The organism is Streptomyces sp. NPDC052910, assembly GCF_055585605.1.
In genome coordinates this window covers 502683-526973 of sequence record NZ_JBVJJR010000006.1, presented here as the reverse complement: position 1 = coordinate 526973, position 24291 = coordinate 502683, and the positions used below count along the sequence as shown (strand labels likewise).

Below are 24291 nucleotides of genomic sequence, written 5' to 3'. Positions count from 1 at the left end.
CCGAAGACCGGCCCTTTCCGTCATGCGTACAGGTCGTTTGAAGGCGTTCCACTGGACGCCGGCGTCAAGTACGCGCCGCCGGTGTGCTCATATGCGTGATGATGAGGGCGGTTGTGCCGGTCGCCGGCCGCCGGGGCGCTTGTATGGCCGCCATGACTTCCCGCCCCGCACAGCCCGGGCACCACATCGCGGTGTTCAACGTCCCTCAGCACGGACACGTCAACCCCACCCTCGCCGTCGTCTCCGATCTCGTCCGCCGCGGCCACCGGGTCAGTTACGCCACGACCGAGGAGTTCGCACCCCAGGTGCGCGCCGCGGGCGCGACGCCCGTCCTCCACCGTGACATCCACCAGGGCGTCGACGCGCCGGAGGACATGGCCGAGGGCGCCAGGCAGTCGGCCGAGCAGGCCGTCGGCGCCGTGGCCGAGCTGGCCGCGGCCTTCGCGGCGGACCGGCCGGACGCCGTGCTCTACGACGTCTACGCCTGGGCGGGAGTCATGCTGGCGGCCGCCTGGCGCGTGCCGTCCGTCCTGCTCAGCCCCACGCACCTGCCGTTCCGGGGCATGGCCCGGGAGTTCTTCGGACTGGAGGACATCTCCCGGATCCCCGGCTTCCCGCAACTCGCCGCCGCGCTGGTCTCCCACGGCGTGACGGATCCGGCGGCCCTCCTCCTGGCCCCGCCCAAGGCCGTCGCGTTCTTCCCCGAGGCCTTCCAGCGCCGGCCCGAGACCGTCCTCGCCCCGGACCGCACGTTCGTCGGTCCCGCCCTGGCGGACCGCTCCTTCCAGGGCACCTGGCAGCCTCCGGCGGACGGCCGGCCGGTGCTCCTGGTCTCGCTCGGCTCCCAGTTCAACCGCCGCCCCGATTTCTACCGGGCCTGCGCGGCGGCCTTCTCCGAGCTGCCCTGGCACGTGGTCATGTCGCTCGGCGACGTCACACCCGACGAGCTCGGTCCGCTGCCTGACAACATCGAAACGCACGCCGTCGTACCGCAGTTGAACATCCTCGCGCACGCCCGGGCCTTCGTCACCCACGGCGGCATGGGAGGCGTCATGGAGGCGCTGGCCCACGGCGTTCCCATGGTGGCCGTCCCGCAGATGGCGGAGCAGCGGGTCAACGCCGAACAGATCGCACGCCTCGGCCTCGGCGAACACCTGCCCCGCGAACGGGCCGACGCCGACGCCCTGCGCGAAGCCGTACTCCGCGTCGGCACCTCGGCCGCCGTCCGGGACCGGGTGCGGGCGATGCGGGACGTCGTGCGCGACGCCGGGGGAGCGGTCGCGGCGGCCGACGCGATCGAGAAGTACCTGATCGACAAGGTCGTCCCGACCGCCTGAAGTCACCCGACGGCCTCATCTCTCCTCTCTCCCTCCCCGCACCGCGAGCACCAGGACGGTCCGTGAACCAGCCCACCCGAGCGACCCCGGCGCCCTCCTTTCCGCCCGTCGGACGCCTCGACTTCGCGGGCGGCGCGGGTACGCTGGCCGCCCTCCACTGCCCGCCGGCTCCCGGTGCGGACACCGCGGAAAGCGTCGTCATGGTGAGCGGTTACCTGGGCTCCAAGGAGGACTTCCTGCCCGTGATGCCCCTCCTCGCGCAGGCCGGGTACCACGCCTACGCCTACGACCACCGCGGCCAGTACGAGTCGGACGGTCCGGCGGATCCCGACGCCTACACCTTCGGGTCGCTCGCCGACGATCTCCGTCGCGTGCTGGCGCACGTGGGTTCCGGCACCGCCGTGCACGTCGTCGGGCTGTGCATGGGAGGCATCATCGGCCACCTCGCCACGGCCGACGCACCCGGTGCCGCGAGCCTCGGCCTGATCGGCAGCCCCCTGTGGGTCAGCCGGACCGAGGGCCTCAAGTTCCGTCTGTTCTCCGCGGCCGGACGGATCGCCGACCCCGTCACCATCGCGCGCACCGTACTGCGGCTGTGGGAGCGCCGCCACCCCGAGCGGCCCGTCCACCCGGCGGTGGCGCACGCCGCCCGGACGCGGCTCGACACCACCGCGTCCGCCCACCTCCTGGGACTGGCCCGGTCCTGGGCCGGAGAGCGCCACCTCCAGCGGACACGGCGGACCGGGACGCACCCGCCCGTACTCGTCCTGCACGGAGCCAAGGACGCCTGCTACCCGGCCGACGCCTTCGCCCGCACCGCCGCCCGCCTGGACGCCGCCCACGTGACCGTACGGAACGCCGGGCACCTCGTCCCACTCCATCAGCCGCGGGAGGTCGCCCGGGCGCTGGTGCGCTTCTGGAGCGGCGACCGCCGCGCCGCCGTGTGAAGAGGGCGGCGCGACGGCCGCCGTTCCACCATCCGCCGCGGGCGCCAGGCGGCTCGTCCCGAGGCGTTCAACGGCCCATCCCATGGCGACGGATCAGGGCCGCGAGGGTGATCGCGCCGATGAACCGGGGGAGGCCGCCGTCCTGGACCGGTTCGGGTCTGACCCGGTGGCCGAGGTTGGTGTGGGTCTGGACGGTGATCTGCCGTGCCGTGAGGTCGGCGAGGGCGCGTTGCGCCTGCCCGGGGCTCTGCTCGACGGCGGACAGGAAGTGGAGTGCGTACTGCCCCAGTTGCTCCGAGGAGAACAGGTCCCGGAAGAGATCGACCAGCATATCGGTGAGGCTGTCCCGCACCGCGTCACTCAGTTTGAGCTTCGGATCGATGTTGCGTACGGACCCTTCGATGTTGGCGACCGATTTGCCGATCACTGAGACCATCGGTGTGGTCTGGATTCCCCGCTTGGTGGAATAGCGCAGGACCGAGGTGAGGGAGACGCCGAAGTCGAGGCGGTCGAGCGCCGCGTCGGCCACGGTGGGGACGAAGCGGGCCAGGTCGCCGGTGAAGCCGCTCACGTCGCTCCATGGAGTGGTGGTGCCGAGGCGGATCCACGCCTGGGCCAGGCCGGGGCCGTCGTTGTGGGCCATGGCGACGAAGGCCGCGAGCAAGGCCGTGCTGGTACTGCGGTCGACGCGTCCCACCATGCCCCAGTCGATGACGTAGGCCTTGCCGTCCGGGGTGAGGAGGATGTTGCCGGGGTGGGGGTCCGCGTGGAAGAAGCGTTCGCTGAAGTAGCCGCGGAACATGAAGGCCATGAGCTCACGAGCCATGGTCTTGCGCTTCTTCTTGGAGAACTGGTCCGGTTTGATCCGGTGTGCCGCTTCCCCCTCGACCAAGGCCTGGATCATCACGCGTTCCGTGGCGTCGACGACTTTGGGGACGCGCACCGTCTTCAGACCACGGGTGAGCCGGCGGCCCTGTTGGCAGTTGTCGGCTTCCTTGGTGAAGTCGAGTTCGTCCTCCATCGAGCGGAAGAGGGTCTCCAGCATCGCTCCGACGTCCACGACCTCGTTGAAGTGCGGGGCGACGCGCGCGATGGCCTTGCCGACCCGCCGGAGGACCACCATGTCCGAGGTCACCAGCCGGGTGGAGCCCGGACGCTGGATCTTCACGACGCACGGTCTGCCGTCCGCGAGCTCGGCCCGGTACACCTGGGCGAGCGAGGCCGAGCCCAGCGGCTCCTCGGTGCGGATCCAGTTGAACCGCGTCCGCCAGTGCGGCCCGAAGTCCCCTTCCAGGACCGGTTCCAACACGCCGAACGGAGACGCGCTCGTCCGGTCGGTCAGGGTGGCCAGTTCGTCCATCACGTACCGCGGAACGAGGTCGGGCCGAGTGGACAGGATCTGCCCGACCTTCACGTACAGCGGGCCCAGTTCCTCCAGCGCGACCCGGAGGGCCACGGCTCGGTGCTCCCGGGAGACCTCGTCGGCAGAGGGGCGACGTCCGCGGGCGAGGCGGTGGTGCACGGAGCGTGACGCCTCGTCGGCCAGCAGGCGACCGAAGACGCGTACGGTGTCGGTTCCGCGGCCGCCCGGCACGCCCCCCCTACGCCTTCGCCACGCTGCTGCCCTTGGCCGCCTTGGCGGTGCCCTGCCGCTGGTTGTGGGACAGGGCGACCTGCTGGGACAGGGCGACCTGCTGGGTCAGGGCCTGCACCTGCATCGTCAGGGCTTCGATGGCCTCGTTGTTGCGCTTGGCCCATTTGCGGCCGTTCCCACGGTTTCCGTTCTTCTTCTTGTGATTGAAGGCGCGCCGCGTCGCCCGCCGCAGGTCCCGGTCGATGTCCCAAGCGCGGTCGAGCATGTCGTCCAGCAGATTGTTCTTGCGCCTCCTGGCCATCAGGAACCCCCTCGTGCCTGTCCGCCCTGGAGTCCGGCGTCCGCCGGGACATACTCAAGGTTTCACCCCCGCACGCGGTCGCACACTCGGGAACCACCGTGCGACTGCTGAAAGCGTTGCATGACGGTCTTGCGGCGGAACGCGCGCGGGCTGTATCCGGGGAGGCGGCGAGTGCGGCGGGACGAAGCGTGGCGCGCCGAGGTCGGGGGAGACGTCCTCGAATTCCCGCCGCGGGAAACCGCACGCCCAACGTGTCATGCGATGGTCGGACCGGGGGTTCCGTGCCCCTCCGCCGGACTCCGGGAGCCGACCGGACGCTCTTCCGGGCAGCCGACGCGTCGACGAATCCCACCCGGGCACCGAATGATCCGTTCCCGCAACGCGTGCTGCCGGCCTGCTCGTTCGAGCGCCGGCACGCCGGCGAATCGAAGGCCTTGCCGAGGCGCGTGAGGGCGTCGGTATCCAAGGGGCCGACAGCGGACGGGCGTGGGGGAGCAGGCTCTTCCGACAGCGGTGGAAGGCGCCGAGGACGGGTGGACCGCGGGTGTGCGCGCACGTGGCGAGGGCGTCGGCCCGGAGAAGGTCGCAGTGGGTGCCGTGCGGGGCGCCGGGGGCGGGTACGGCGTCGGGCGTGGGGCGGGTCCCCGTTCGGGCGCGGGGGTGTCCGTTCCGGTTCGCGTCGCCGCCCGACCTTTGATGGTCGGCGGGGGAGCCTGTCGCCGGAGCGGGCGTGCGCCTCGTGGGCCGGGGCCGGGGCGGGAGCGGGCGAAGGCCGTGCTCGTCGGTCGTGCCGTCGCCGTCCCGGAGGTCTTCGCGGGCGCGTCGGGAGGGCGGCTCGTATGGCTGTCCGACTATTGGTCCGGTCCCGGGAGCCGGGATTCGGGGGGTTGGGCCGGGGCACGCTGAGAGGGCGGACGGACCGGCACGGCCGCGTTCGGGCCCGAAGGGGGCGGCGGGATCCGCACGGCGGACGTTCCGCCGTGGGCCGGCACCGGGGTGGGCTTTCGCCGGCGGCGGCCGTTCCCGCGGGCCGCGCGGTGCCGGCCGCGCAGCGTACGAGCGCCGGGCGCCGAACGGATCAGGCGAAGAAGACGACACGACGAGAAGGGGTGTCATCCGTGTTGCTCTCCCGCGACCCCTCATCCGGAACGGACCGCCGTCTCGCCCGCGACCCCGTCGCCATCGTGGGCCTGGCGGGGATGTTCCCCAGGGCGCGGGACGTGACGGAGTTCTGGGACAACGTCGTGCGAGGGCGCGACTGCACGGGCGAGGTCCCGGAACAGTGGTGGGACGCCGACATCCACCACGACCCCGACCCGTTCGCCGAGGACAGGACCTACTGCCGGCGCGGCGGATTCCTGACGCCCGAGACGGTGGACCCCCTCGAACTCGGACTGTCACCCCGGACCTTGGACTCCACAGGGCTCGTGCAACTGCTGGCCCTGCGCGCCGCCGCCGACGTCCTCGCCGACGCCGCGCTGGGCCGCACCGGCTGGTACGACCCGGCCCGCACCGGAGTCGTGCTCGGCGTCTGCGGCAACAACTCCACCCTGCTGCCCCTGGTCGCCCGGCTGACCGCGCACGAGATGCGACAGACGATGCTGGCCTGCGGCGTCGCCGCGGAGACGGCGGACCGGGTCGTACGGGCCCACCTGGCCGGACTGCCGCCGTGGACGGAGGACTCGTTCCCCGGCGTGCTGGGCAACGTCGTCTCGGGGCGGATCGCCAACCGGTTCGACCTGGGCGCGGCCAACCACACCGTCGACGCGGCGTGCGCCAGCTCGCTCGCCGCCGTCCGCTGCGCCGTTGACGAACTCCTCGCACACCGGGCCGACATGATGCTCACCGGAGGCTGCGACGCCGACAACTCGATCGTGTCCTACCTCTGCTTCACCAAGACCCCGGCGCTCTCCCCGACCGGGCGCGTCCGGCCGTTCGACACCGGGGCGGACGGCACCCTGGTCGGCGAGGGCATCGGCCTGCTGGCATTGAAACGACTGGCCGACGCCGTGCGCGACGGCGACCGGGTCTACGCGGTCCTCCGGGGGCTGGGCGGGTCCAGCGACGGATCCGGGCGGAGCATCTACGCGCCCTGCGGGGAAGGCCAGTTGGCGGCGCTGCGGCGCGCCTATGAGGACGCCGAGTGCCCGCCGGGCTCGGTCGGCCTCATCGAGGCACACGGCACCGGCACCCCGACGGGGGACGCGGTCGAGCTGGAGGCGCTCGACACCCTCCTGCGCTCCGAGGGACGGACCGGCCGGGCCGCCGTCGGCAGCGTCAAGTCGCAGATCGGGCACACCAAGGCGGCGGCCGGTGCCGCCGGGCTCATCAAGGCCGCGCTCGCCCTCCACCACCGGGTCTTGCCGCCCACCGCCAACGTGACCGAGCCGCAGGGCAGGCTGACCGACGACGACGGGCCGCTGTACGTGAACACCGAGGCCAGGCCGTGGACCCGGGAGGCGTCCCGCCCGGTGCGCCGCGCCGGCGTGTCCGCCTTCGGATTCGGCGGCGTCAACTACCACGCCGTCCTGGAGGAGGCTCCGGAGGACGGAGACCCGGTCCGGGCGGGCCACCGGACACCACACGCCCGGATCTGGCACGCGGAGAACGCCGAACTGCTGCGCCGCCGTCTGGAGGACGACGAGCCGCCCGACACCGGCCCGATCCCCGCCGGGCACGCCCGGATCGGCTACCTGGCCGGCGACGCCGCCGAGCACGCCGGCCTGCGCGCGGTGGCGGTCGAGCAACTGCGCGTCAACCCGTCCCACGAGAGCTGGGACCACGGCAGGGGCATCCACTTCCGCCACCGGGCCCTCGACCCGCTGCCCGGGATCGGCGTCCTCTTCTCCGGCCAGGGGAGCCAGTACACCGGCATGGGCCGGGACGCCGCCCTCGCCGTCCCCGCGGTCCGGGCCGCCTTCGAGGCCGCCGACGCACTGTTCCCGGACACGGACGCCCTCACCCGCACGGTCTTCCCGCCCGCCGGAGCCAAGGACGGCCCCGACGGGGACGCCCTGCGGCTGCGCCGCACCACCCACGCCCAGCCTGCCATCGGGGCGCTGTCCCGCGGGCACTTCGCCTTCCTGCGCGAACTCGGCCTTCCCGTCGCCGCCGTACTCGGCCACAGCTTCGGCGAACTGACCGCCCTGTGGGCCGCCGGAGTCCTCGACGACGCCGCCTTCACCGCGCTCGCCCACGCCCGGGGAGCCGCGCTGCGGCCTCCTCCCGGGCGGGACGCCGGCACCATGGCCGCCGTCCGGGCGCCGGAGGACACCGTACGGTCGCTGCTGTCCGGCCGGCCCGGCCTGGTGATCTGCAACCGCAACGCCCCGGACGAGTACGTCGTCGGCGGACCCACCGACGCGGTCGCGGCGTTCGTCCGCCACGCCGTCTCCCGAGGCGTCCCCGCGCAGGGGCTGGCCGTCGACGCCGCCTTCCACACGCCGTGTGTCGCGTACGCCGCGCGGCCGTTCGCGACGGCCTGCGCCGAGCGGGAGTTCGGCGTCCCCGCCGTACCGGTCCACTCCTGCGTACCGGGGGCCCGGTACGGGGACGACCCGGACGCCAACCGCCGCCTCCTGGCCGGACAACCGCTCCGGCCCGTGGACTTCGCCGCCCCCGTCGAGGCCATGTACGCCGACGGAGTGCGGGTGTTCGTGGAATGCGGGCCCCGGGGCACGCTCACCCGGCTCGTCGAGCGGCTGCTCGGGGACCGTGCGGTGGCGGCCGTCCCCTGTGACACCGGCCCGGGGCATGACGGGTACGCCGCCCTGAAACGCGCGGCGGTGCGGCTCGCCGTCCTCGGCTACCCGCTCTCCGGCCTGAACCGCCACGACGCGCCGCCGCGGCCCGCGCGCCCCGCCCCCTCGAAGGCCGCCCGGACGCTGGAGGGACCACAGTTCGCCGTCGTGGCCCGTCGCCCGGCCTACCGCGCGGCCGTCACCGAGGCGGCGGCGGCCCTCGCGGACGCGGCACGCCGGCAGGACGCGGCACGCCGGCAGGACGCGGCACGCCCGCGGGACGCCGAGCGCCGGGTACACCAGGCGTCACCCGCCGCCCCGGCCGCCGTGGAACACGACGCGCTGGCCGCCGCCGCGGCCCGGCACCTCACCGCCCACACCGCCTACCTGGACAGCCAGCTCCACGTCGCCCGGGAACTCACCGGCCTGCTGCGGCGCCGCGCGGACGACGGCTCCGTGGACGCCTCCTTGGTCGAGGCGGTCACCGCCGTCACCGAACACAGCCTCGCCGTCGGCGACGCGCACACCCGGGCCGGAGAGGTCGTCGCCCGCTTGCTGGACCCCACCGGCGACCCGGCGACCGAACTCGGCGTGCACACGGCCGAGATCGGGGGAACCGGGCCGGCGTGGTCCGCGGAGGGTGTGACGGCCTCCGGAGAGGTCGTGCCCGAGCCGGCGCCCGTGGCGGATGCCGCGCCGCCCAACGGCTCGCCGGAACCGACCGCCGCCCGCTCGGCCCTGGCCGCGTTCCTGGACGCCGAATCCGGAGGGAAGACGCCGGAGGCGGCCGCCCCCGCCGGGGAGGTCGACGCGACGGAGATCGAGCGGGTGCTGAGGGAAGTGACCGCCGAACGGACCGGCTACGACCCCGACATGATCGAGCCGGACATGCTCATCCAGGAGGACCTGGGCATCGACTCCCTCAAACGCGTGGAGATCGGCGCGGAGGTGTGGCGCCGCTACCCGCAGCTCGACCGGGGCACCCTCTACCGGCTCACCGAGGCCCGCACGGTACGCGAGCTGTCGGACAAGTTCACCGAGGCACTGCGCGGGCCGGCGCTGCACGAGCGCGCACCCGGGGAACTGCGGACCGGGACCGCCGTCGTCACCCTCCGGGACCTGCCGGACCCGGACGTCCGGCTCGACGCCTACCCGGAAGGCCGCCGCGCCCTGGTACTGGACGACGGCACCGCGCTGTCCGCCGTCCTCGTCGGGGCCCTCCGCGACGACGGCTGGGATGTGGCCTCGCTGCGCCTCCCCGGCGCGGAGCCGCCCGCCGGCGCCGGGGACGAACCCGCCGCCCGCCGGCTGGCGGACCTGTCGGAGCCCGAGCTGGCCGCCCGCATGGGCGAACTCATCGCGGATGAGCAGGAGGTACGGCTCTGCGTCCTGCCGATGGGGCGTACCGCCGGACAGCGGGAGGAAGACGTGATCGCTCGGCTCCGGCACGCCGTCCTCGTCGCGAAGCACGCCTGCCCCGCCCTCACGGCCGCGGCCGGCGCCGGTGGGCGCGCCGCGCTGGTGACCGTGACCCGGCTCGACGGAGCGCTGGGGCACGCCGGGTCCGGCGGCGATGTGGCGGCCGCCCTCGCGGGCGGGCTCGGGGGACTGGTCAAGACGGTGGCCCTGGAGGAACCCGCCCTTTTCTGCCGGGCGTTGGACTTCGCCCCGGACCTCACGGACGCGGCCCTCGCCTCGGCCTTCACCGCCGAGATCGCGGACCTGGCCGTCGACGTCCACGAGGTGGGCCGGGACACGACGGGCCGCCGTACCCCCGTGGTGAAGGAGACGGCGCTCCCGGCGGCGTCGGCGACCGCCGGCGAGGGCGCGTCCGTTCCGGCGGTCGCCGTCGATGGGGGCGGGGCGGTCTCGGCGGTGGCCGTCGACGGGGATCCGGTGGCTTTGGCGGTGCCCGCCGGTGGGGCCGTGGCGGTCTCGTCCACGACCGACAGCGAGAACGCGGTGGTCACGGCGGTGACCGACGGCGAGGATACGGCGGCCTCGGCAGCGGCCCTGAACGAGGGTGCGGCGGCCTCGGCGGCGACCGTCAATGGCGCTCCGGCGGTTTCGGCGGTGGGCGACGGTGGGGCCCCGGCGGTCTCGACGCCGGCCGGCAGCGAGGGACCAATGGTCCCGGCAGCGCCCGTCAGCGAAACCCCGGCGTCCCCGGCCGTGGCCGTCAACGGGGGCCGGGCCCCCGCCGGCCGTGACCTGATGCTGGTCACCGGCGGAGCGTCGGGCATCACCGCCTGGTGCGTCACCGCGCTCGCGGAGACCCGGCGCTTCGACTTCCTGCTGCTCGGACGCACCCCGTTCACGGAGGGGCCGGACCACGCTGCGGACCTCGGGGAGACCGCGGCCTCCCAGGAACGGGAAGAGGCGGACACGGGCGCGGCGGAGGGTGCCGACGCCCCGCACCGGCGGATCCGCGCGGTCCTCGCGGGGCTCCGCGAGCGCGGCGCCGCTGCGGAGTACCTGGCCGTTGATGTCCGGGACGGCGCGGCCGTGGCCGAGGCCCTGGCACCGTACGCCTCTCGCGTCACCGCCGTGTTCCACGGTGCCGGTGTGCTCGGCGACAAACCGCTCGCCCGTATGGAGGCGGACTCGGTCGCCGCGGTCGTGGACACCAAGACGGCCGGTCTCCACCACGTGCTGCGGGCGCTGGACGCCGGGCGGTTGCGGCACCTGGTGCTCTTCACGTCGGTCTCCGGGGTCTGGGGCAACGCGGGACAGAGTGACTACGCGCTGGCCAACGAGGCGCTGAACCGCTTCGGCCGCGCTTTCCGGGAGGCGCACCCCCACTGCCGGGTGCTGCCGGTGGCGTGGGGGCCGTGGGCCGGTGGCATGGCGGCTCGCATGCGGGACCTGTACGTGGAGGCGGGGGTCCCCGTCCTGGCCCGGGAGGAGGGCTGCGGCCACTTCGTCCGGCTCCTGGCCGACCCGGGTCTGCAGCGAGGGGCGACGGTCGTCGTCGGCCCGGTCTCGTCCATGTACCGGAAAGTCGGCCGGCTGCCCGCGGAAGGGGTGACCGCGCGGTGCCTCCTTCGCGGGCCGGCCGCCGAACCGGTGCTGCGCGACCACAGGTTCGGCGGGGTCTCGGTCCTGCCTCTGACGGCGGCCGTCGGTTGGGGGGTGAGCAGCGTCGAACGGGCCCTGGGCGGCACGGGCGCGGTGGTCGAGTGCCGTGACTTCCGGATCGTACGGGGTCTGGGCTTCACCGAGGAGAACCACCACCGGACGTTTCGGGTGCGCCTGGTCCCCGAGGACGAGCGGGACCACCACCGGTGGACGAAGTTCTCCCTGCTGAGCGATGACGAGCGCGAGGAACTCCACTACGAGGGGCGCTTCCTCTGGAACGAACGGGCGCCGGAGCCGGGTGAGCGGATCGCCCTGCCGCCCTGCACGGTCTCCGACGCCCCGCACCCCGGCTACGCGAGCGGCCGGCTGTTCCACGGGCCGAGCCTGGCGGGTCTGCGCAACGAACTCCCGGGGGTGTCCGCCGGGCTGACCGTCGTCGCGCGGATGCCGGAGCCTCCGTTGGGCAAGGGCGGCTTCTCCGGGCGCTTCCACACCCCGGGACTGGCCGATCTCCTGATGCAGGGGGTGTGCCTGGCGGGGGTCACCGATCCCGGTCAGCAACTGTGGCCCGTCCCCGTCGGCGTCGAACGCGCCGAGTTGTGCGCGCCTCTGCCGGACGACGAAGCGTTCGTCGTCCGGGTGGAGCGGAAGCCCGCCGAGTCCGATGCGGTCTTCTCCCTCTGGGACGTCACCGGATGCGCTCCGGACGGCCGGGTGCTCCAGCGGTGGACCGGGGTGCGCACCCTGTGGGCCGATCCCTGGCGGATCGCCGAACTTCTGGGCTTCGACACCCACCGTGCGGGCTGAGGGAGGGGCCGTGGAGGAACTCGACTTCGAAGGGGTCACGCCGGCGGAACCCCCTGTGGGTGCAAGGCCCGTGGCCGGGGAAGCGGCGAAAGCGAGGGCGTCCACGCGGGACGCTCCGGTGGGTGGTCCCGTCGGGGACCACGCCGGCGCGATCCACGAGCGCGTCGCCGAACGCCTCCAGGCGGCCCATACGGCCGTCTTGGAGGCCCACCGGGCGATCGCGGCCCGGTGGCTCGGCCGGGCGACGGCGTTCCCCGCGCGGGCAATGTCCGTACCGGGTGAAGTGTCCGTACCGAACGGGGAGACGCGGGGCGCGGGTACGGAAGGGGCCGGCCCGACCGGGAAGCCGGTGGCCCTCGACCCGGCCGAAGGGGTCCTGCACGCCGCCGCGCGTGCCCTGCCCGACGGGCACGGACCGGTACGCGCCACGGTCGTCTGGCACGACGTCCCGCCGGAGACGCCGGGCGCCCTCCGGGCCGAGGCATCCGGTAGCGGAGTCCGGCGCGTCCTGGCCGGGGGCAGGGCCGTGGCCACGGTCGCGCTCCAGGACACGGCGCACGGGGAGTGGCCCGAAGAGGCGCCGCCGCGCTACCCGCCGGAACCCCGCCCCCTGGCACGCACCCTCGTGGACCACCTGTCCCCGGCCGACCTCGACGCGCTGGCCCGGGGAGACGCGGCGCGGGTGCTGGGCGCCGGCTTCGACCAGACGGGTCTGCCACCCGAGGTGCTCCCCGCGCCCTGGGCTCGGCCGGGGCGGCTGGAGGAGGTCACGGCCATCGACATCCGCACCGGCTTGTGGCCTCAGGCCGTCGTGCGGGCCACGGCCCGGCCGCCCAAGGGGGAGGCGGTGTGGACGTGGGCGGTCCTCACCACCCTGGAAGTCCTGCGTGTCCACGCCTTCCACCAGGGATTCCACCTCTGCGTCCCTGGGGCCCGCGCGGAGCCCCGGCCGGGCACCACCGTCCGCGTCGAAGTGGTGGACGGCGCGGCGCTCGACGGCGGCAGGGCGGCGGAGATCGAGGTCGCCGTGACGCGGTGCGGCATGGTGCCCCGGCCCTACGTGGTCGGGGACTGTCGGATCACCGTCGGCGAACGCCTCGTCGCCCGACTGCGCGAGGCGGCCGTCGCCCTCCACGAGGGCCCGGGAGGCGGCATGGACCGGGTGACGGGCACCCCCACCTGCCGGAAGGCGCCCGGCGGGCGCCCGGTCTTCGCCCACGAAACGCACGTCGCCCACACGGCCGAGGGCGAGCCGGCACGGCTCATGCACTCGCCGGGAGAGCGCCTCCCGACGACGCGCGTCCGCCCCCGCCTGCCGCGCGGCGACCTCCTCCTCGTCTCCCGTGTGGAGGGGACGGCCGGTCGCCGCGGCGAGTCCCCGGCGGAGGGGGCGGCGGGTCGCCGCGGCGAGTACCGGGCGGGCAGCGGGGGCCGGGCCGCCCACGACGTCCCTCCCGACCCCTGGTACGTCCGCGAGCACAACGGCGCCATGCCGCAATTCGCCCTGATGGAGATGGCGTTGCAGCCGTGCGGTCTGCTCGGCGGAGCGCTCGGCGTGTCGACCGAGTACCCCGACCAGGACTTCACCTGCCGCAATCTCGAGGGGACCGCCCGGCTGCTCCGCCGCGTCAACCTGCGCGGCACGACCGTCCGACAGCGCGGCACGCTGCGCGCCCACACTCCCTTGCCCGGCGGCATCATGCAACGCTACGACATCGAACTACTCGACGGCGAAGGCACCTTCTGGACGGGCACCACCGTCCACGGCTACTTCACCCCCGAGCTCCTCGCCCAGCAGCAGGGTCTCGACGACGGCCGCTGCGTCCCGCCCTGGCTCGACCAACAACCCGACCCGCCGGAGGGCGTCCTCCGCCGCGATCTGAGCGGCGACCCCCGGCTCGGCCGCGGCCGTCTGGCGCTCCTCGCGGACACCGTCGTCGTGCCGCACGGCGGCGACCACGGCCGGGGATACGTGCTGTGCGACAAGCCGGTGGACCCCGGCGACTGGTTCTTCGACCACCACTTCCTCAACGACCCGGTCCTCCCCGGCTCCGTCGGCGTCCAGACGCTCTACCAGGCGGTGCACGCCTTCGCTCTTCTCACCGGTCTGACGGACGGCATGGACCGTCCCGTCCCCGAGGTCGCGGTCGGCGAGGAGATGCGCTGGTCCTACCGTGGGCAGATCCTGCGCGAGCACCGGAGGGTGCGGGCCGAGGTCCACGTCCGCGAGGTCCGCCGGGACGCCGGGCGGGTGCTCGTGCGGGCCGACGGCTCCGTCTGGCGGGACGGCCTGCGCATCTACCGGGTGACCGGGATCGCGGTCGACATCGGCCCCGCGCCGCGCGAGCGGCGGCCGGCCGCCGGACGGGAGGCGGGCCGGTGACCGTACGCCACGACCCCGACGGGGTGTACGCCCTGCTCGCGGCCGCCGGCCGCCCCTGCCACATCGTGCGGGCCGGCGGGCGCGTCGGCGCGACCGACCGGCCCCCGGTGCCCGGCGACGGCACGGCGGTCCTCGCCTCGGCCGGGCCGCTGCCACCGGAAGCGCTCGGTGCGGCGGGCTTCCGGCGCGACCACGGGGTCCGCCACGCCTACATGGCCGGGGCCATGGCCGGCGGCATCGCCTCGGAGGACCTGGTCACCGCGCTCGCCCGGGACGGGTGGCTCGCCGCCTTCGGCTCCGCCGGGCTGCCCGCCGCGCGGCTCGCCGCGGCACTGGAGCGCCTGGAACGCGAACTCGGGCGGCACGGGCTGCCGTTCGCCTGCAACCTCATCCACAGTCCCATGGCCCCCGCCATGGAACGCGTCTGCGTCGACCTGTGCCTGCGGCACGGTGTGCGCTGCGTCGAGGCGTCGGCCTTCGTCCGGCTCACCCCCGATCTCGTGCGGTACCGGCTGACCGGGCTGAGCCCCGGACGGGACGGCGGGGTGCGGGCCGCCCACCGCGTCGTCGCCAAGGTCTCGCGCCCCGAGACCGCCGGGATGTTCCTGCGCCCGGCGCCCGCGTCCCTCGTCGGCGAGCTGCTCGCCGGGGGATCGGTCACCACCGGGCAGGCGCGGCTGGCCCGTGCCGTGCCGATGGCCGACGACGTCACCGTCGAGGCCGACTCCGGCGGCCACACCGACCGCCGTCCCCTGGCCGTCGCGCTGCCGGAGGTCCTGCGGCTGCGCGACCGCCTGGCCCGCGAGCTCCCCGGCGGCAGGCCGGTGCGGGTGGGCGCTGCGGGCGGGATCGGGACGCCGGAGGCCGTGATGGCGGCCTTCGCCCTGGGCGCCGACTACGTGGTGACCGGTTCCGTCAACCAGGCCTCGGTGGAAGCGGGAACCTCCGCCGAGGTCAAGGAACTCCTGGCGGAGGCCGGGACGTCCGACTGCGTGATGGCACCGTCGGCGGACCTGTTCGAGCAGGGCGTCCGGGTGCAGGTCCTCGGCCGGGGCACGATGTTCGCCGGCCGGGCCGCGCGCCTCCTCCGCCTCTACCACGACCACGCCGCCCTGACGGAGATCCCGCCCGCCGAGCGGCGCCACCTGGAGGAGAGCCTGCTGCGGCGACCGCTGGCCGAGGTGTGGCGCGACACGGCCGCCTACCTGCGCACGCACGACCCCGACCGGCTCCGGCGGGCGGAGGAGGACCCCAAGTACCGTATGGCGACCGTCTTCCGCTGGTACCTCGCCATGGGTTCGCGGTGGGCCGTCACCGGCGAGACCGGCCGCCGCGCGGACTGGCAGATCTGGTGCGGCCCGGCCATGGGCGCGTTCAACGCCTGGACGGCCGGCAGCGCCCTGGCGGATCCGGCCCGGCGGTCGGCCGTCGCCGTGGCCACCCACCTGATACGCGGAGCGGCGTTCGAGGCCCGCGTCGCCCAACTGCGGCTCGCCGGGGTCCGGTTGCCGGCCGCCTGCGCCCGCTACCGGCTGCCGCCCGCCCTCCCGGAGGTGCCGGCCCCCGCCGAGCCGGCCGCACCGGGAGCACGCCGGTGAGGCCGTGCGGTGGGCGGGACCGGAAGGCCCGATCCGGCCGGGCGCTGCCACGGGCCGGGGACACGCCAGGAGAAGGACGACCGGGGCTCGCGGCGAGGAAGGCGGGCCGATCGTGCTCCCTGCCCAGCGATGTCGGCTGCTGCTCTCCGTCCTGGCGGACCTCGCGGTGGAAGAGGTCCGCTCGGGCGGCGCCCGACTGTGGCCCGGGTCCGTGGCGGAAGGCGCCGCCGCCCGGGCCCGTGCGGTGCGGCTGCGCGATGCCCTGCAGCGGCTCGGCCCGCTGTACGTCAAGCTGGGCCAGGTGCTCTCCACCCGGCAGGACCTGATCCCGGAAGCCGTCGCCGCGGAACTGGAGACCCTGCACGACCGGGCGGCCCCCGTCCCCTTCACCGACCTGGAGCCCGTCCTGGAGGAAGAGCTGGGCCCCGACTGGCGGGAGCGCTTCTCCGACCTCGACACCCGGCGGCCGCTGGGCGCCGCCTCCGTGGCCCAGACTTACGCCGCCCGGCTGCCCGACGGCCGCCCGGTCGTCGTCAAGGTCCAACGGCCGGGCGTACGGGCGGTGATGCGCACCGACATGCGTCTGGTGAGCACCGCCGTACGGCTGCTCTCCCGGCGTACGCCCCTGCTGAGCGCCACCGTCGACTTCTCCGCCATGCTCCACGTCGTCTTCGACGCCATGCGTCACGAGCTCGACTTCACGCTGGAGGCGTCCAACATGGACGCCGCCCGGCGGGCCGTCGGCCCGTACGGCCTGCTGCGCGTCCCGGAGACCGTGCTCGTCACTCCCCGCGTGCTGGTCCAGACCCGTGCCGCCGGCGTGAGCATCCGCGAGGCCGGCACCGGGAGCCTCCCCCTGGCCGTACGCGAGGAGATCGGCGGCCAGTTGCTGACGTTCATGTGCCGGCAGTACCTGCTCGACCGCACCTTCCACGCCGACCCGCACCCCGGCAACGTCTTCGTCGCTCCCGACGGGGTGACCACCCTGATCGACTGGGGCATGGTCGGCCGTATCGACCGTCACCTGAGCCTCGCCCTGACCATGACCCTCCTCGGCCTCGCCGCGAACGACGCCCAGATCGTGGCCCGCAACTGGCCGGAGATGGGCCGCCCCATGCCCTGGGCCGACCTCGCGGGGTTCCACCAGGACATGACCATCCTCGTGCCCGCCCTGCACAACGTCCCTCTCGAACGGCTCAGATTCGGCACCTCGCTGGCGAGCCTGCTCAAGCACTCCACCGCGCGCGGCATCCAGACCAACCCCATGATCGGCCTGCTCAGCAAGTCCTTCTCCAACATCGAGGGGTCCGTGCGCCTCGTGGCGCCGCACCTGTCCGTCACCGAGGTCCTGGTCCGTTCCGTGCCCCACGTGGTGCGCGCCTTCACCCGCGAGGCCCGCTCCGCCCCGCACCTGGGATACCAGGCACTCCAGGCACTCGCCCTCGGTGAGAACGCGCTGCGCGACCTGCGCACGGTCACCCGTTCGCTGGCCGGCGGCGAGCTGACGGTGCAGTTCATGCCCGTGCAGCGCCGCTTCTCCCTCGCCGAACACCACAGCGACCTGCGGCACCGCCGCCTGACACGGGCCGTCCTGGCGGCCTCCGCGCTGTGGTGGTGGAAGCGCCGGCACTGAGACACCGTGCCGGCGCCCGGCCGGGCGCCGGCGGATCAGCCGGGCCAGGCCGCCTCCCCGCCCCGGCCCAGGGGCCGCAGGACGGTGTCGCGCGACGCGGCGAAGGCCGGATCCATACGGCGCATCAGACCGGGGCCCGCGTGCGCGGTGACCGAGGCGACCAGCGGACGGGCGAGGCGGATACCGCGCAGCCAGCGCTGCCCGTAGACGTACGGGGAGCGCCGGACGAGGCCGGCGACGAGCCGGTCCACGACGGCCTCGGGAGGATGGATCCGGCCGAACGGCGGCGGGAACGACCGCCGCATCGCGCGCAGGGGGGCGTAGCGGTCGGCGGCGCGCACCAGGTCGGTGTCGGTCCAGCTCATGTAGGCGACCCCGACGGTGACACCGCGGTGGGCCGTCTCCGCGCGCAGGGCCTGGGCGAGGGTCTCGGCGCCGGCCTTGCTCGCCGCGTAGGCGGTGAGCAGGGGGAACGGGGCGAGCGCGGCGACGGAGGCGATCTGCAGCAGATGGCCGCGGGCGGCCAGCAGGGCGGGCAGGAACGCCCGGGCCGTGAGGGCGCTGCCGAGCAGGTTGACCTCGATCACCCGGGCGAAGACCTCGGGTTCGATGTCCGTCAGGCGGCCGTGGACGGCGATCCCGGCGTTGGCGACGACGGCGTCCACCCGGCCGAAGCGGTCGGTCACCCGGCGGGCGACGGCCGTGAGCGCCGGCCCGTCGGTGACGTCCGCGGCCCAGTGGTGCGCCGGGCCGGGACAGCGGCCGGCCATGACGCCCAGCCGCTCCTCCTCCAGTCCGACCAGGGCCAGTCGTGCGCCGCAGTCGCTCAACCGCAGGGCGAGCAGGGCGCCGAGCCCGCGCGCGGCGCCGGTGACGACGACGGTGCGGCCCGCGAGGGCCTGGCGCCATGCGGCGGGTACCGGCCGGTCGGCCGGCCGGCGACGGCTCACCGTGCTCCTCCGGGCGACGCGGGGCCCGGGGCCCGGTGGGAGGACGGCACCGGTGAGGCCCCGGCCCGGGGCGCGGGACGCCGGTCACTCCGGGCCGGCGGGGCGTGGCGGCGGTCGGCGGAAGGCGACACGACGGGTTCTCCCCTCTGCCGGTTGTCACAATGCGGCCGCGGACGGATCGGCGGGGTCGCGGCCCCCGGCACCCGGCCGAGGCGCCGCGCTCCCACCGGTCCCGGTCCCGACGCGGGGATGCTTCCCGGGCGCCGGGCGGTGCACGCGGCGGTCCCGGAGAACCCCGGCGCACCCCGGAAAGTCGGACAGGATGACCACGGAACGGAAGCGGACGGTCCGAAGAGGGGCGGCCGGTGCCGTGCCGGAGCGGTGCGAGGCGTCCGCCCGCCCCTCACCGCCCCTCACCCGCCCCGCGGCGGACGGTGGACGAACCGCAGGTCCGCCGGGTCGGGGCGGCGGGTGCGCCGACTGTACTCGGCCATCGTCCCGGGCCAGTTGACGACGTGCCGGCCGGCGTCGTCCCGGTACCAGGAGGCGCACGTGTTCCACGCCGTCCCGGCGAAGCGGGCCCTGACCGCCCGGACACCGGCCGCCTCGGCCTCCGGCCGGACCTCCACCGCCGCGGCCCCGGCGTCCCGGACCGCCTCCAGCACCCGCCGCGTCCACCGAGCCTGGGCCTCGAGGAAGTGGAGGACCGACCCGGCCGACGTATTGGTGTTGGGGCCGTACATGAGGAACATCGAAGGGAAACCGGGCACCATGATGCCCAGATGGGCGTGGGGACCCTCGGCCCAGGCCGCCCGCAGCGGAACGCCGCCGGTGCCGGTCACGTCCGGACCGAGCGCGGACTCGGTCGTCCGGAAGCCGGTGGCGAAGACGACGCAGTCGGCCGGGTGCGTCCGGCCGTCCGCCGTCACCGGGCCGTCCTCCGCCATGCGCACGATCGGCTCCGTCACCAGGTCCACGTGGGGCAGCGCCAGGGTCGGCAGATAGTCGGAGTCGAAGAGGACCCGCCGGCAGCCGAAGGCGTAGTCGGGCCACACCCGCCGACGGAGCTCCGGGTCGGGCAGCAGACGTCGCATGTGCGCGCCGGAGGCCCAGGCGGCCAGGCGGCCGAGGCTCCGGGGGTGGCGCGCGGCCAGGGCGAGCAGTTCCGCGCCCTGGAGGGCCGCCGACCGGGCGCCGTGCCGCAGGCCCGGCACCCCGCGCAGCAGCGCCCGTCCGGCGGGGTGGCCTTCCGGGAGGCGGGGCAGGAACCAGTTGCCACTGCGGTGGAAGACGGTGAGGCGGCGGACGACCGGCGCGATCCGCGGGACGAACTGCACCGCGGCGGCACCGGTCCCGATCACCGCCACCCGCCGGTCCCGCAGCTCGTACCCGTGGTCCCAGCGGGCGGAGTGGAACCGGTGGCCCGTGTACCGCGCCAGGCCCGGCAGTTCGGGGACGGCCGGGCGGTTCAGCCGGCCCGTCGCCAGGACGAGGGCGTCCGCCCGCCGGACGTCCTCCGCGCCCGTCCGCGAACGGGCGCGTACCGTCCACCGGCACGCGGCGTCGTCCCAGGCGCAGGAGGTGACCGTCAGCCCGGTCCGCACCGCGGAGTCGACGCCGAAGTGCCGGGCGGTACGCCGCAGGTAGTCCAGGATCTCCGGCTGCCGCGCACACCGGCGGGACCACGGGTAGCCCCGCGCGAAGGAGTACGCGTACAGGTGACTGGGGGTGTCGCAGGCGGCACCCGGATGGGTGTTGTGGAACCAGGTGCCGCCGAGACCCGGCGCGGCCTCCAGCACCACCACGTCCGGGAACCCGTGCCGCCGCAGCTCGACGGCGGCCGCGATGCCGCCGAACCCCGCTCCCACCACGACGATGTGCATACGCGCCGCCTCCCCGCCTCCGGCGCCCTGGGAGCCGCCGCGCCGAACGCCCCGGTTACCTACCCGGCCGGGGCGGGCCCACTCGGCGCCCGGCCGACGAACCGTCGGTCCGCGCGGCGGCGACGTCACCCCGGCGCGGCCGGGGAGCCGCCCCCGCCCCGGCTCCGGCGGCTGCCATGGTGGATGCCCCCGAGGAAAGGACCGGTCCCCGTGCCCCCACGCCGACCGAGCGGCAGGCTGCCGCTCGCCCTCGCGGTGACCGGTCTGCTCCTGGCCGGGTCCGCGCCGGCCGCCCGCGACACGGGCGAGCCGTCCGCGCGCACCCCGTCCGGCGGCGGTACGGACCGGGCGCACGCCGACGTGCTGTTCATCGGCGCCCACCCGGACGACGAGTTCCAGTCCCTCGCCACCCTCGGCCGGTGGAAGGAGGAGAACGGACTCGGCAGCGCGGTCGTGACCATCACCCGGGGCGAGGGCGGCGGCAACGCCGTCGGCGACGAGGAGGGCGTTCCGCTCGGCATGATCCGCGAGAAGGAGGAGCGCGAGGCCGTCGGCGTCGTGGGGATCCGCGACGTCTACTACCTCGACAAGCCGGACTTCTGGTACACGCTCAACGCCCCCCTGGTCGGGCGGGCATGGAACCCGAGGCCCCGGCGGGAGACGGACACCCTGGAGCGGCTCGTCCGGGTGATCCGGGCGACCACCCCCCGGACCGTGGTCACGATGGACCCGCGGCCCTTCGGCCAGCACGGCGCCCACCAGCAGGCGGGACGTCTCGCGATCGAGGCGTTCACCCTGGCCGGTGACAGCGACGCCTTCCCCGAACAGCTCCGGCACGAGAAGTACCGGCCCTGGCGGCCGACTCGGCTCCTCACCCAGAGCTGGGGCTTCAAGGGACCCGTCGGGGCACGGTGCGACGGGAAGCGGATCAAGGACGGGAACACCGGGCTGCCCGTGCTCGGCGTCTGGCCGGGCCGGCGCTCCGCCGGCGGCGCGACCTGGGCGCAACGGGAACGGGACGCCGCCCGGGTGTACGTCACACAGGGCTTCGGCGCACTGCCGGAGAAGCTCGGAACACCGGCGGAGGAACTCCCCTGCGAATGGTTCACGGTGGTGGCGGACGACGGAAAACCGCTGACGTCCGGGGAACGTCCGCAGTCCGGTCTGCGGCCCCAGTACGCCGAATTCCGGGACTGGGCACGGCGCGTGAGAATGCCGTGGCTGGCCGGCAAGGCCCAGCCCGACTACCCGGAACCCCCTTCGGCCACGGTGCCCGAGGTCGCCCGGGCCCCCGTGGTGAACGGCAGGGCGGACCCCGGCGAATACCCCGGAAAGGCGGTGGAGCTCGCCCACTGGGAGGGCACCCGCTGCGCCACCGCCAGGGACTGCGCGGCCGACGCCCGCTTCTCCCGGAACGGCGACGACCTGTACGTCCTGGTGCACGTCACGGACGACGAGAAAGGCGCCGCGCTCGACGCCGCCAAGGACTGCAAGCGCCACTGGCGCACGGACTCCGTCGAGGTGGACCTCGACCCGGAGGGCCGCTCCGACGACACGTCCACGACCTTCAAGGCCGCCGTCCTGCCCTTCACCGCGCACGGAGGAGGACCGTGCGCGGCCCGCGACGGCGACAACCGGCAGGGCCCCGCGGCCCGGACCGCCCCCGGCCTGGCCGTGGCGTCCACGGTGACCGAACCCTACGAGGGCTACACCGTCGAAGTGAAGATCCCCCTCACCGGCCTCCCCGCCCCCGCCGACCCCGACCGCCTCACCGCGAACGTCCTCCTCTACGACTCCGACACCCGGGACAAGACCGGCCACTCCCGGCGCGCCTGGTCCGCGTACGGCGGCGCCCAGGCCGACCCGTACGTCTGGGGCACCCTGCGCCTCCCCGGCCACACCCCGCCCCCCGGCCGCCCCGCGCACGCCCCCGACATCCCCCTGGTGGCCGCCCGCAGCGAGGACTCGCCCCCCTCCCGCGACCAGCACCACCGCACCGGCGTCCCCCTCGGCTGCGGTCCGCGCCGACCGGAGTGAACGCCGGGCCCACGCCGGCCGGGTCACCGGGGCCCGTGTCGCCGGTCAGGCCCGCAGATAGGCGAGGACGGCCAGCACCCGGCGATGGGTCTCCTCCGCCGGGGGCAGGTCCAGCTTGGTGAGGATGCTGCCGATGTGCTTGCCGATCGCGGCCTCGGACACCACGAGCTCCCTGGCGACCGCGCCGTTGGACTTGCCCTCCGCGACCAGCGCCAGCACCTCGCGCTCGCGCGGCGTGAGCCGTTCCAGCGGATCGCGGCGGCGGCGCAGCAACTGGCGCACCACCTCAGGGTCGATCACCGTCCCGCCGTCCGCGACCTCCCGCAACGCGTCGAGGAACTCCCCGACCCGGCCGACGCGGTCCTTGAGCAGGTAGCCGACGCCCGAACCGTCACCCGAGTCCAGGAGTTCGGCGGCGTAGGCCCGCTGCACGTACTGACTGAGGACGAGAACCGGCAGAGTGGGCCGCTCCTCGCGCAGCCGCACCGCCGCGTGCAGGCCCTCGTCCCGGAAACCGGGCGGCATGCGCACGTCCGTCACCACGATGTCGGGGGCGTGCCGCGCGACCGCGGCGACCAGGGACTCCGCGTCCCCGACGGCCGCCACCACCTCGTTGCCGCAGCGGCCGAGCAGGCCGACAAGCCCTTCCCGCAGCAGCACGCTGTCCTCGGCGAGCACTACCCGGAGAGGCCGTCCGCTGCTGTCGACTCGCACGGGAACTCCACAAGGATCAGGGTCGGTCCGCCGGGCGGGCTGGACAGGGCCAGTCTGCCATCGAGCGCCGACACCCGGTCCGCGAGTCCGGTGAGCCCGCTGCCCGCCGAGGGTTCCGCGCCGCCCCGGCCGTCGTCGCGCACCCGGAGGACCAGGCGGCCGTCACGGTGGCATCCGCGCACCTCGGCGCGTTGGGCACCGCTGTGCCGGGCCACGTTGGCGAGCGACTCGCAGACCACGAAGTACGCCGCGGACTCGACCGCCTGGGGCAGCCGCCCCGGCAGATCGAGGTCGACGTCGACCGGGATCGCGGAGCGGTCCGCGGCGTCGGCCACGGCGGCCTCCAGGCCGTAGTCCGCGAGGACCTTGGGGTGGATGCCGTGGATGAGTTCACGCAACTCCGCCAGCACCCGGCCCGCTTCGTCGTGGGCCTTGGCGAGCTGGTCGGCGAGGGGGCCGGGCGGCACGTCCAGCCGGGCCAGGCCGAGGATCATCGTCAGAGCCACCAGCCGCTGCTGCGCTCCATCGTGCAGATCACGCTCGATACGGCGCCGTTCCGCCTCGAAGGCGTCCACCAGGCGCGAGCGGGAACGGGTCAGCTCCACCACCCTGGCGCCCAGTTCGCCCTCGCGGGAGGAGAGCAGCAGCCGGGCAAGGCCGGCGCGGGCACCGGCCGCGACGCCGAGCACGTAGCAGCACAGGCCCAGGAGGAGCAGGCCGAGCACGGCGACACCGTACGCGGCCGGCCAGGTGGTGACCGTCCACTGCTTGAGCACCTTCGTCTCGCGGCCGCCGCCGACCGTGGCGAGCGTCAGCGGCGTGGCGACCATGGACAGGGGGAGGAGCAGCGCGCACGCGACCACCAGGGCGTCGACCGGCCACAACAGCACGGCGAACAGCAGCGCGTGGCCGAACTCCCGCCAGGTCGCCGGTGCGCGCAACCGGGCGGTCAGCCAGGCCCACGGCCCCGGCGCGACCGGCGACCGGTGCCGGCCGGGCGCCGGGCCGTGGTCGACCAGGGGCAGTCTGCGCCGCTCCACCCAGGCCACCGGGGCCCCCACGAGCGCGACCGTGACGAGCAGGGGCAGCCCCACCAGGACGACGGTGAGGACGCCGCAGACCACCACCGCCGCCACCATCCCCACCAGAACGGCGACGCCGGTCACCGCGCCGGTGAGCAGGTACGCGGCGGAGCGCCAAGGCCAGGCCGACAGCAGGAAGCCCGGCCGGGACATGGCCTGCCACACGTTCCGAGGGTGCATGCGCACGACCGTAGACGGGCCGTGCCG

The 24291-nt window shown here is 74.9% G+C and carries 13 protein-coding genes; 7 read left to right on the top strand and 6 right to left on the bottom strand.

Annotation, left to right across the window (positions count from 1 at the left end; all coding sequences use genetic code 11):
* The first annotated feature begins 152 nt into the window (after window positions 1–152).
* Window positions 153–1337: a macrolide family glycosyltransferase gene (locus ACZ6X9_RS23830; protein ID WP_469780022.1), complete on the top strand. Its 1185-nt coding sequence runs from the start codon at window positions 153–155 to the stop codon at window positions 1335–1337.
* Between the two features lie 62 nt (window positions 1338–1399).
* Window positions 1400–2284, top strand: coding sequence for an alpha/beta fold hydrolase (locus ACZ6X9_RS23825; RefSeq protein ID WP_469780021.1), 885 nt, complete (start codon window positions 1400–1402; stop codon window positions 2282–2284).
* A gap of 67 nt (window positions 2285–2351) precedes the next feature.
* Here the strand turns inward: ACZ6X9_RS23825 and ACZ6X9_RS23820 are convergent, their stop codons facing one another.
* Together ACZ6X9_RS23820 and ACZ6X9_RS23815 are read right to left on the bottom strand one after the other, a co-directional pair.
* Window positions 2352–3878, bottom strand: a complete 1527-nt coding sequence (locus tag ACZ6X9_RS23820; protein ID WP_469780020.1) for an ABC1 kinase family protein — start codon at window positions 3876–3878, stop codon at window positions 2352–2354.
* Window positions 3879–3885: 7 nt separating this feature from the next.
* Entirely contained in the window at window positions 3886–4179 is a 294-nt protein-coding gene (locus ACZ6X9_RS23815) for a hypothetical protein (RefSeq protein ID WP_469780019.1), read from the bottom strand.
* Between the two features lie 1118 nt (window positions 4180–5297).
* Here ACZ6X9_RS23815 and ACZ6X9_RS23810 point away from each other — a divergent pair.
* The 4 genes from ACZ6X9_RS23810 to ACZ6X9_RS23795 all read left to right on the top strand — a co-directional run bounded on the left by ACZ6X9_RS23810 (window position 5298) and on the right by ACZ6X9_RS23795 (window position 17418).
* Window positions 5298–11804, top strand: coding sequence for an SDR family NAD(P)-dependent oxidoreductase (locus ACZ6X9_RS23810; protein WP_469780018.1), 6507 nt, complete (start codon window positions 5298–5300; stop codon window positions 11802–11804).
* A gap of 118 nt (window positions 11805–11922) precedes the next feature.
* A complete protein-coding gene (locus tag ACZ6X9_RS23805) occupies window positions 11923–14187 on the top strand; it encodes a hotdog family protein (protein ID WP_469780017.1) in 2265 nt (754 codons plus the stop codon).
* Window positions 14184–15785, top strand: a complete 1602-nt coding sequence (locus ACZ6X9_RS23800; protein ID WP_469780016.1) for a PfaD family polyunsaturated fatty acid/polyketide biosynthesis protein — start codon at window positions 14184–14186, stop codon at window positions 15783–15785. Before ACZ6X9_RS23805 ends, ACZ6X9_RS23800 begins: the two co-directional genes overlap by 4 nt.
* Before the next feature lie 112 nt (window positions 15786–15897).
* Window positions 15898–17418, top strand: a complete 1521-nt coding sequence (locus ACZ6X9_RS23795; RefSeq protein WP_469780015.1) for an ABC1 kinase family protein — start codon at window positions 15898–15900, stop codon at window positions 17416–17418.
* 35 nt (window positions 17419–17453) lie between these two features.
* On the opposite strand, the gene ACZ6X9_RS23790 is transcribed toward ACZ6X9_RS23795, so the two are convergent.
* Both ACZ6X9_RS23790 and ACZ6X9_RS23785 read right to left on the bottom strand, forming a co-directional pair.
* Complete coding sequence (locus ACZ6X9_RS23790) at window positions 17454–18368, bottom strand: short-chain dehydrogenase/reductase (RefSeq protein ID WP_469780014.1); 915 nt, start codon at window positions 18366–18368, stop codon at window positions 17454–17456.
* 413 nt (window positions 18369–18781) lie between these two features.
* Window positions 18782–20251: a flavin-containing monooxygenase gene (locus ACZ6X9_RS23785; RefSeq protein ID WP_469780013.1), complete on the bottom strand. Its 1470-nt coding sequence runs from the start codon at window positions 20249–20251 to the stop codon at window positions 18782–18784.
* A gap of 210 nt (window positions 20252–20461) precedes the next feature.
* Here ACZ6X9_RS23785 and ACZ6X9_RS23780 point away from each other — a divergent pair, with 210 nt between their 5' ends.
* Entirely contained in the window at window positions 20462–22288 is a 1827-nt protein-coding gene (locus ACZ6X9_RS23780) for a sugar-binding protein (protein WP_469780012.1), read from the top strand.
* 45 nt (window positions 22289–22333) lie between these two features.
* Here the strand turns inward: ACZ6X9_RS23780 and ACZ6X9_RS23775 are convergent, their stop codons facing one another.
* Together ACZ6X9_RS23775 and ACZ6X9_RS23770 are read right to left on the bottom strand one after the other, a co-directional pair.
* On the bottom strand, window positions 22334–22966 hold the full coding sequence (locus tag ACZ6X9_RS23775) for a response regulator transcription factor (RefSeq protein ID WP_469780067.1): 633 nt from the start codon (window positions 22964–22966) through the stop codon (window positions 22334–22336).
* Window positions 22966–24264: a sensor histidine kinase gene (locus tag ACZ6X9_RS23770; RefSeq protein ID WP_469780011.1), complete on the bottom strand. Its 1299-nt coding sequence runs from the start codon at window positions 24262–24264 to the stop codon at window positions 22966–22968. The genes ACZ6X9_RS23775 and ACZ6X9_RS23770 overlap by 1 nt, the downstream gene beginning before the upstream one ends.
* Between the last annotated feature and the right edge of the window lie 27 nt (window positions 24265–24291).

Coding starts and splice junctions, on each gene's coding strand:
- ACZ6X9_RS23830 (WP_469780022.1), top strand. CDS start 153: ATGACTTCCCGCCCCGCACAGCCCGGGCACCACATCGCGGTGTTCAAC.
- ACZ6X9_RS23815 (WP_469780019.1), bottom strand. CDS start 4,179: ATGGCCAGGAGGCGCAAGAACAATCTGCTGGACGACATGCTCGACCGC.
- ACZ6X9_RS23785 (WP_469780013.1), bottom strand. CDS start 20,251: ATGCACATCGTCGTGGTGGGAGCGGGGTTCGGCGGCATCGCGGCCGCC.
- ACZ6X9_RS23770 (WP_469780011.1), bottom strand. CDS start 24,264: ATGCACCCTCGGAACGTGTGGCAGGCCATGTCCCGGCCGGGCTTCCTG.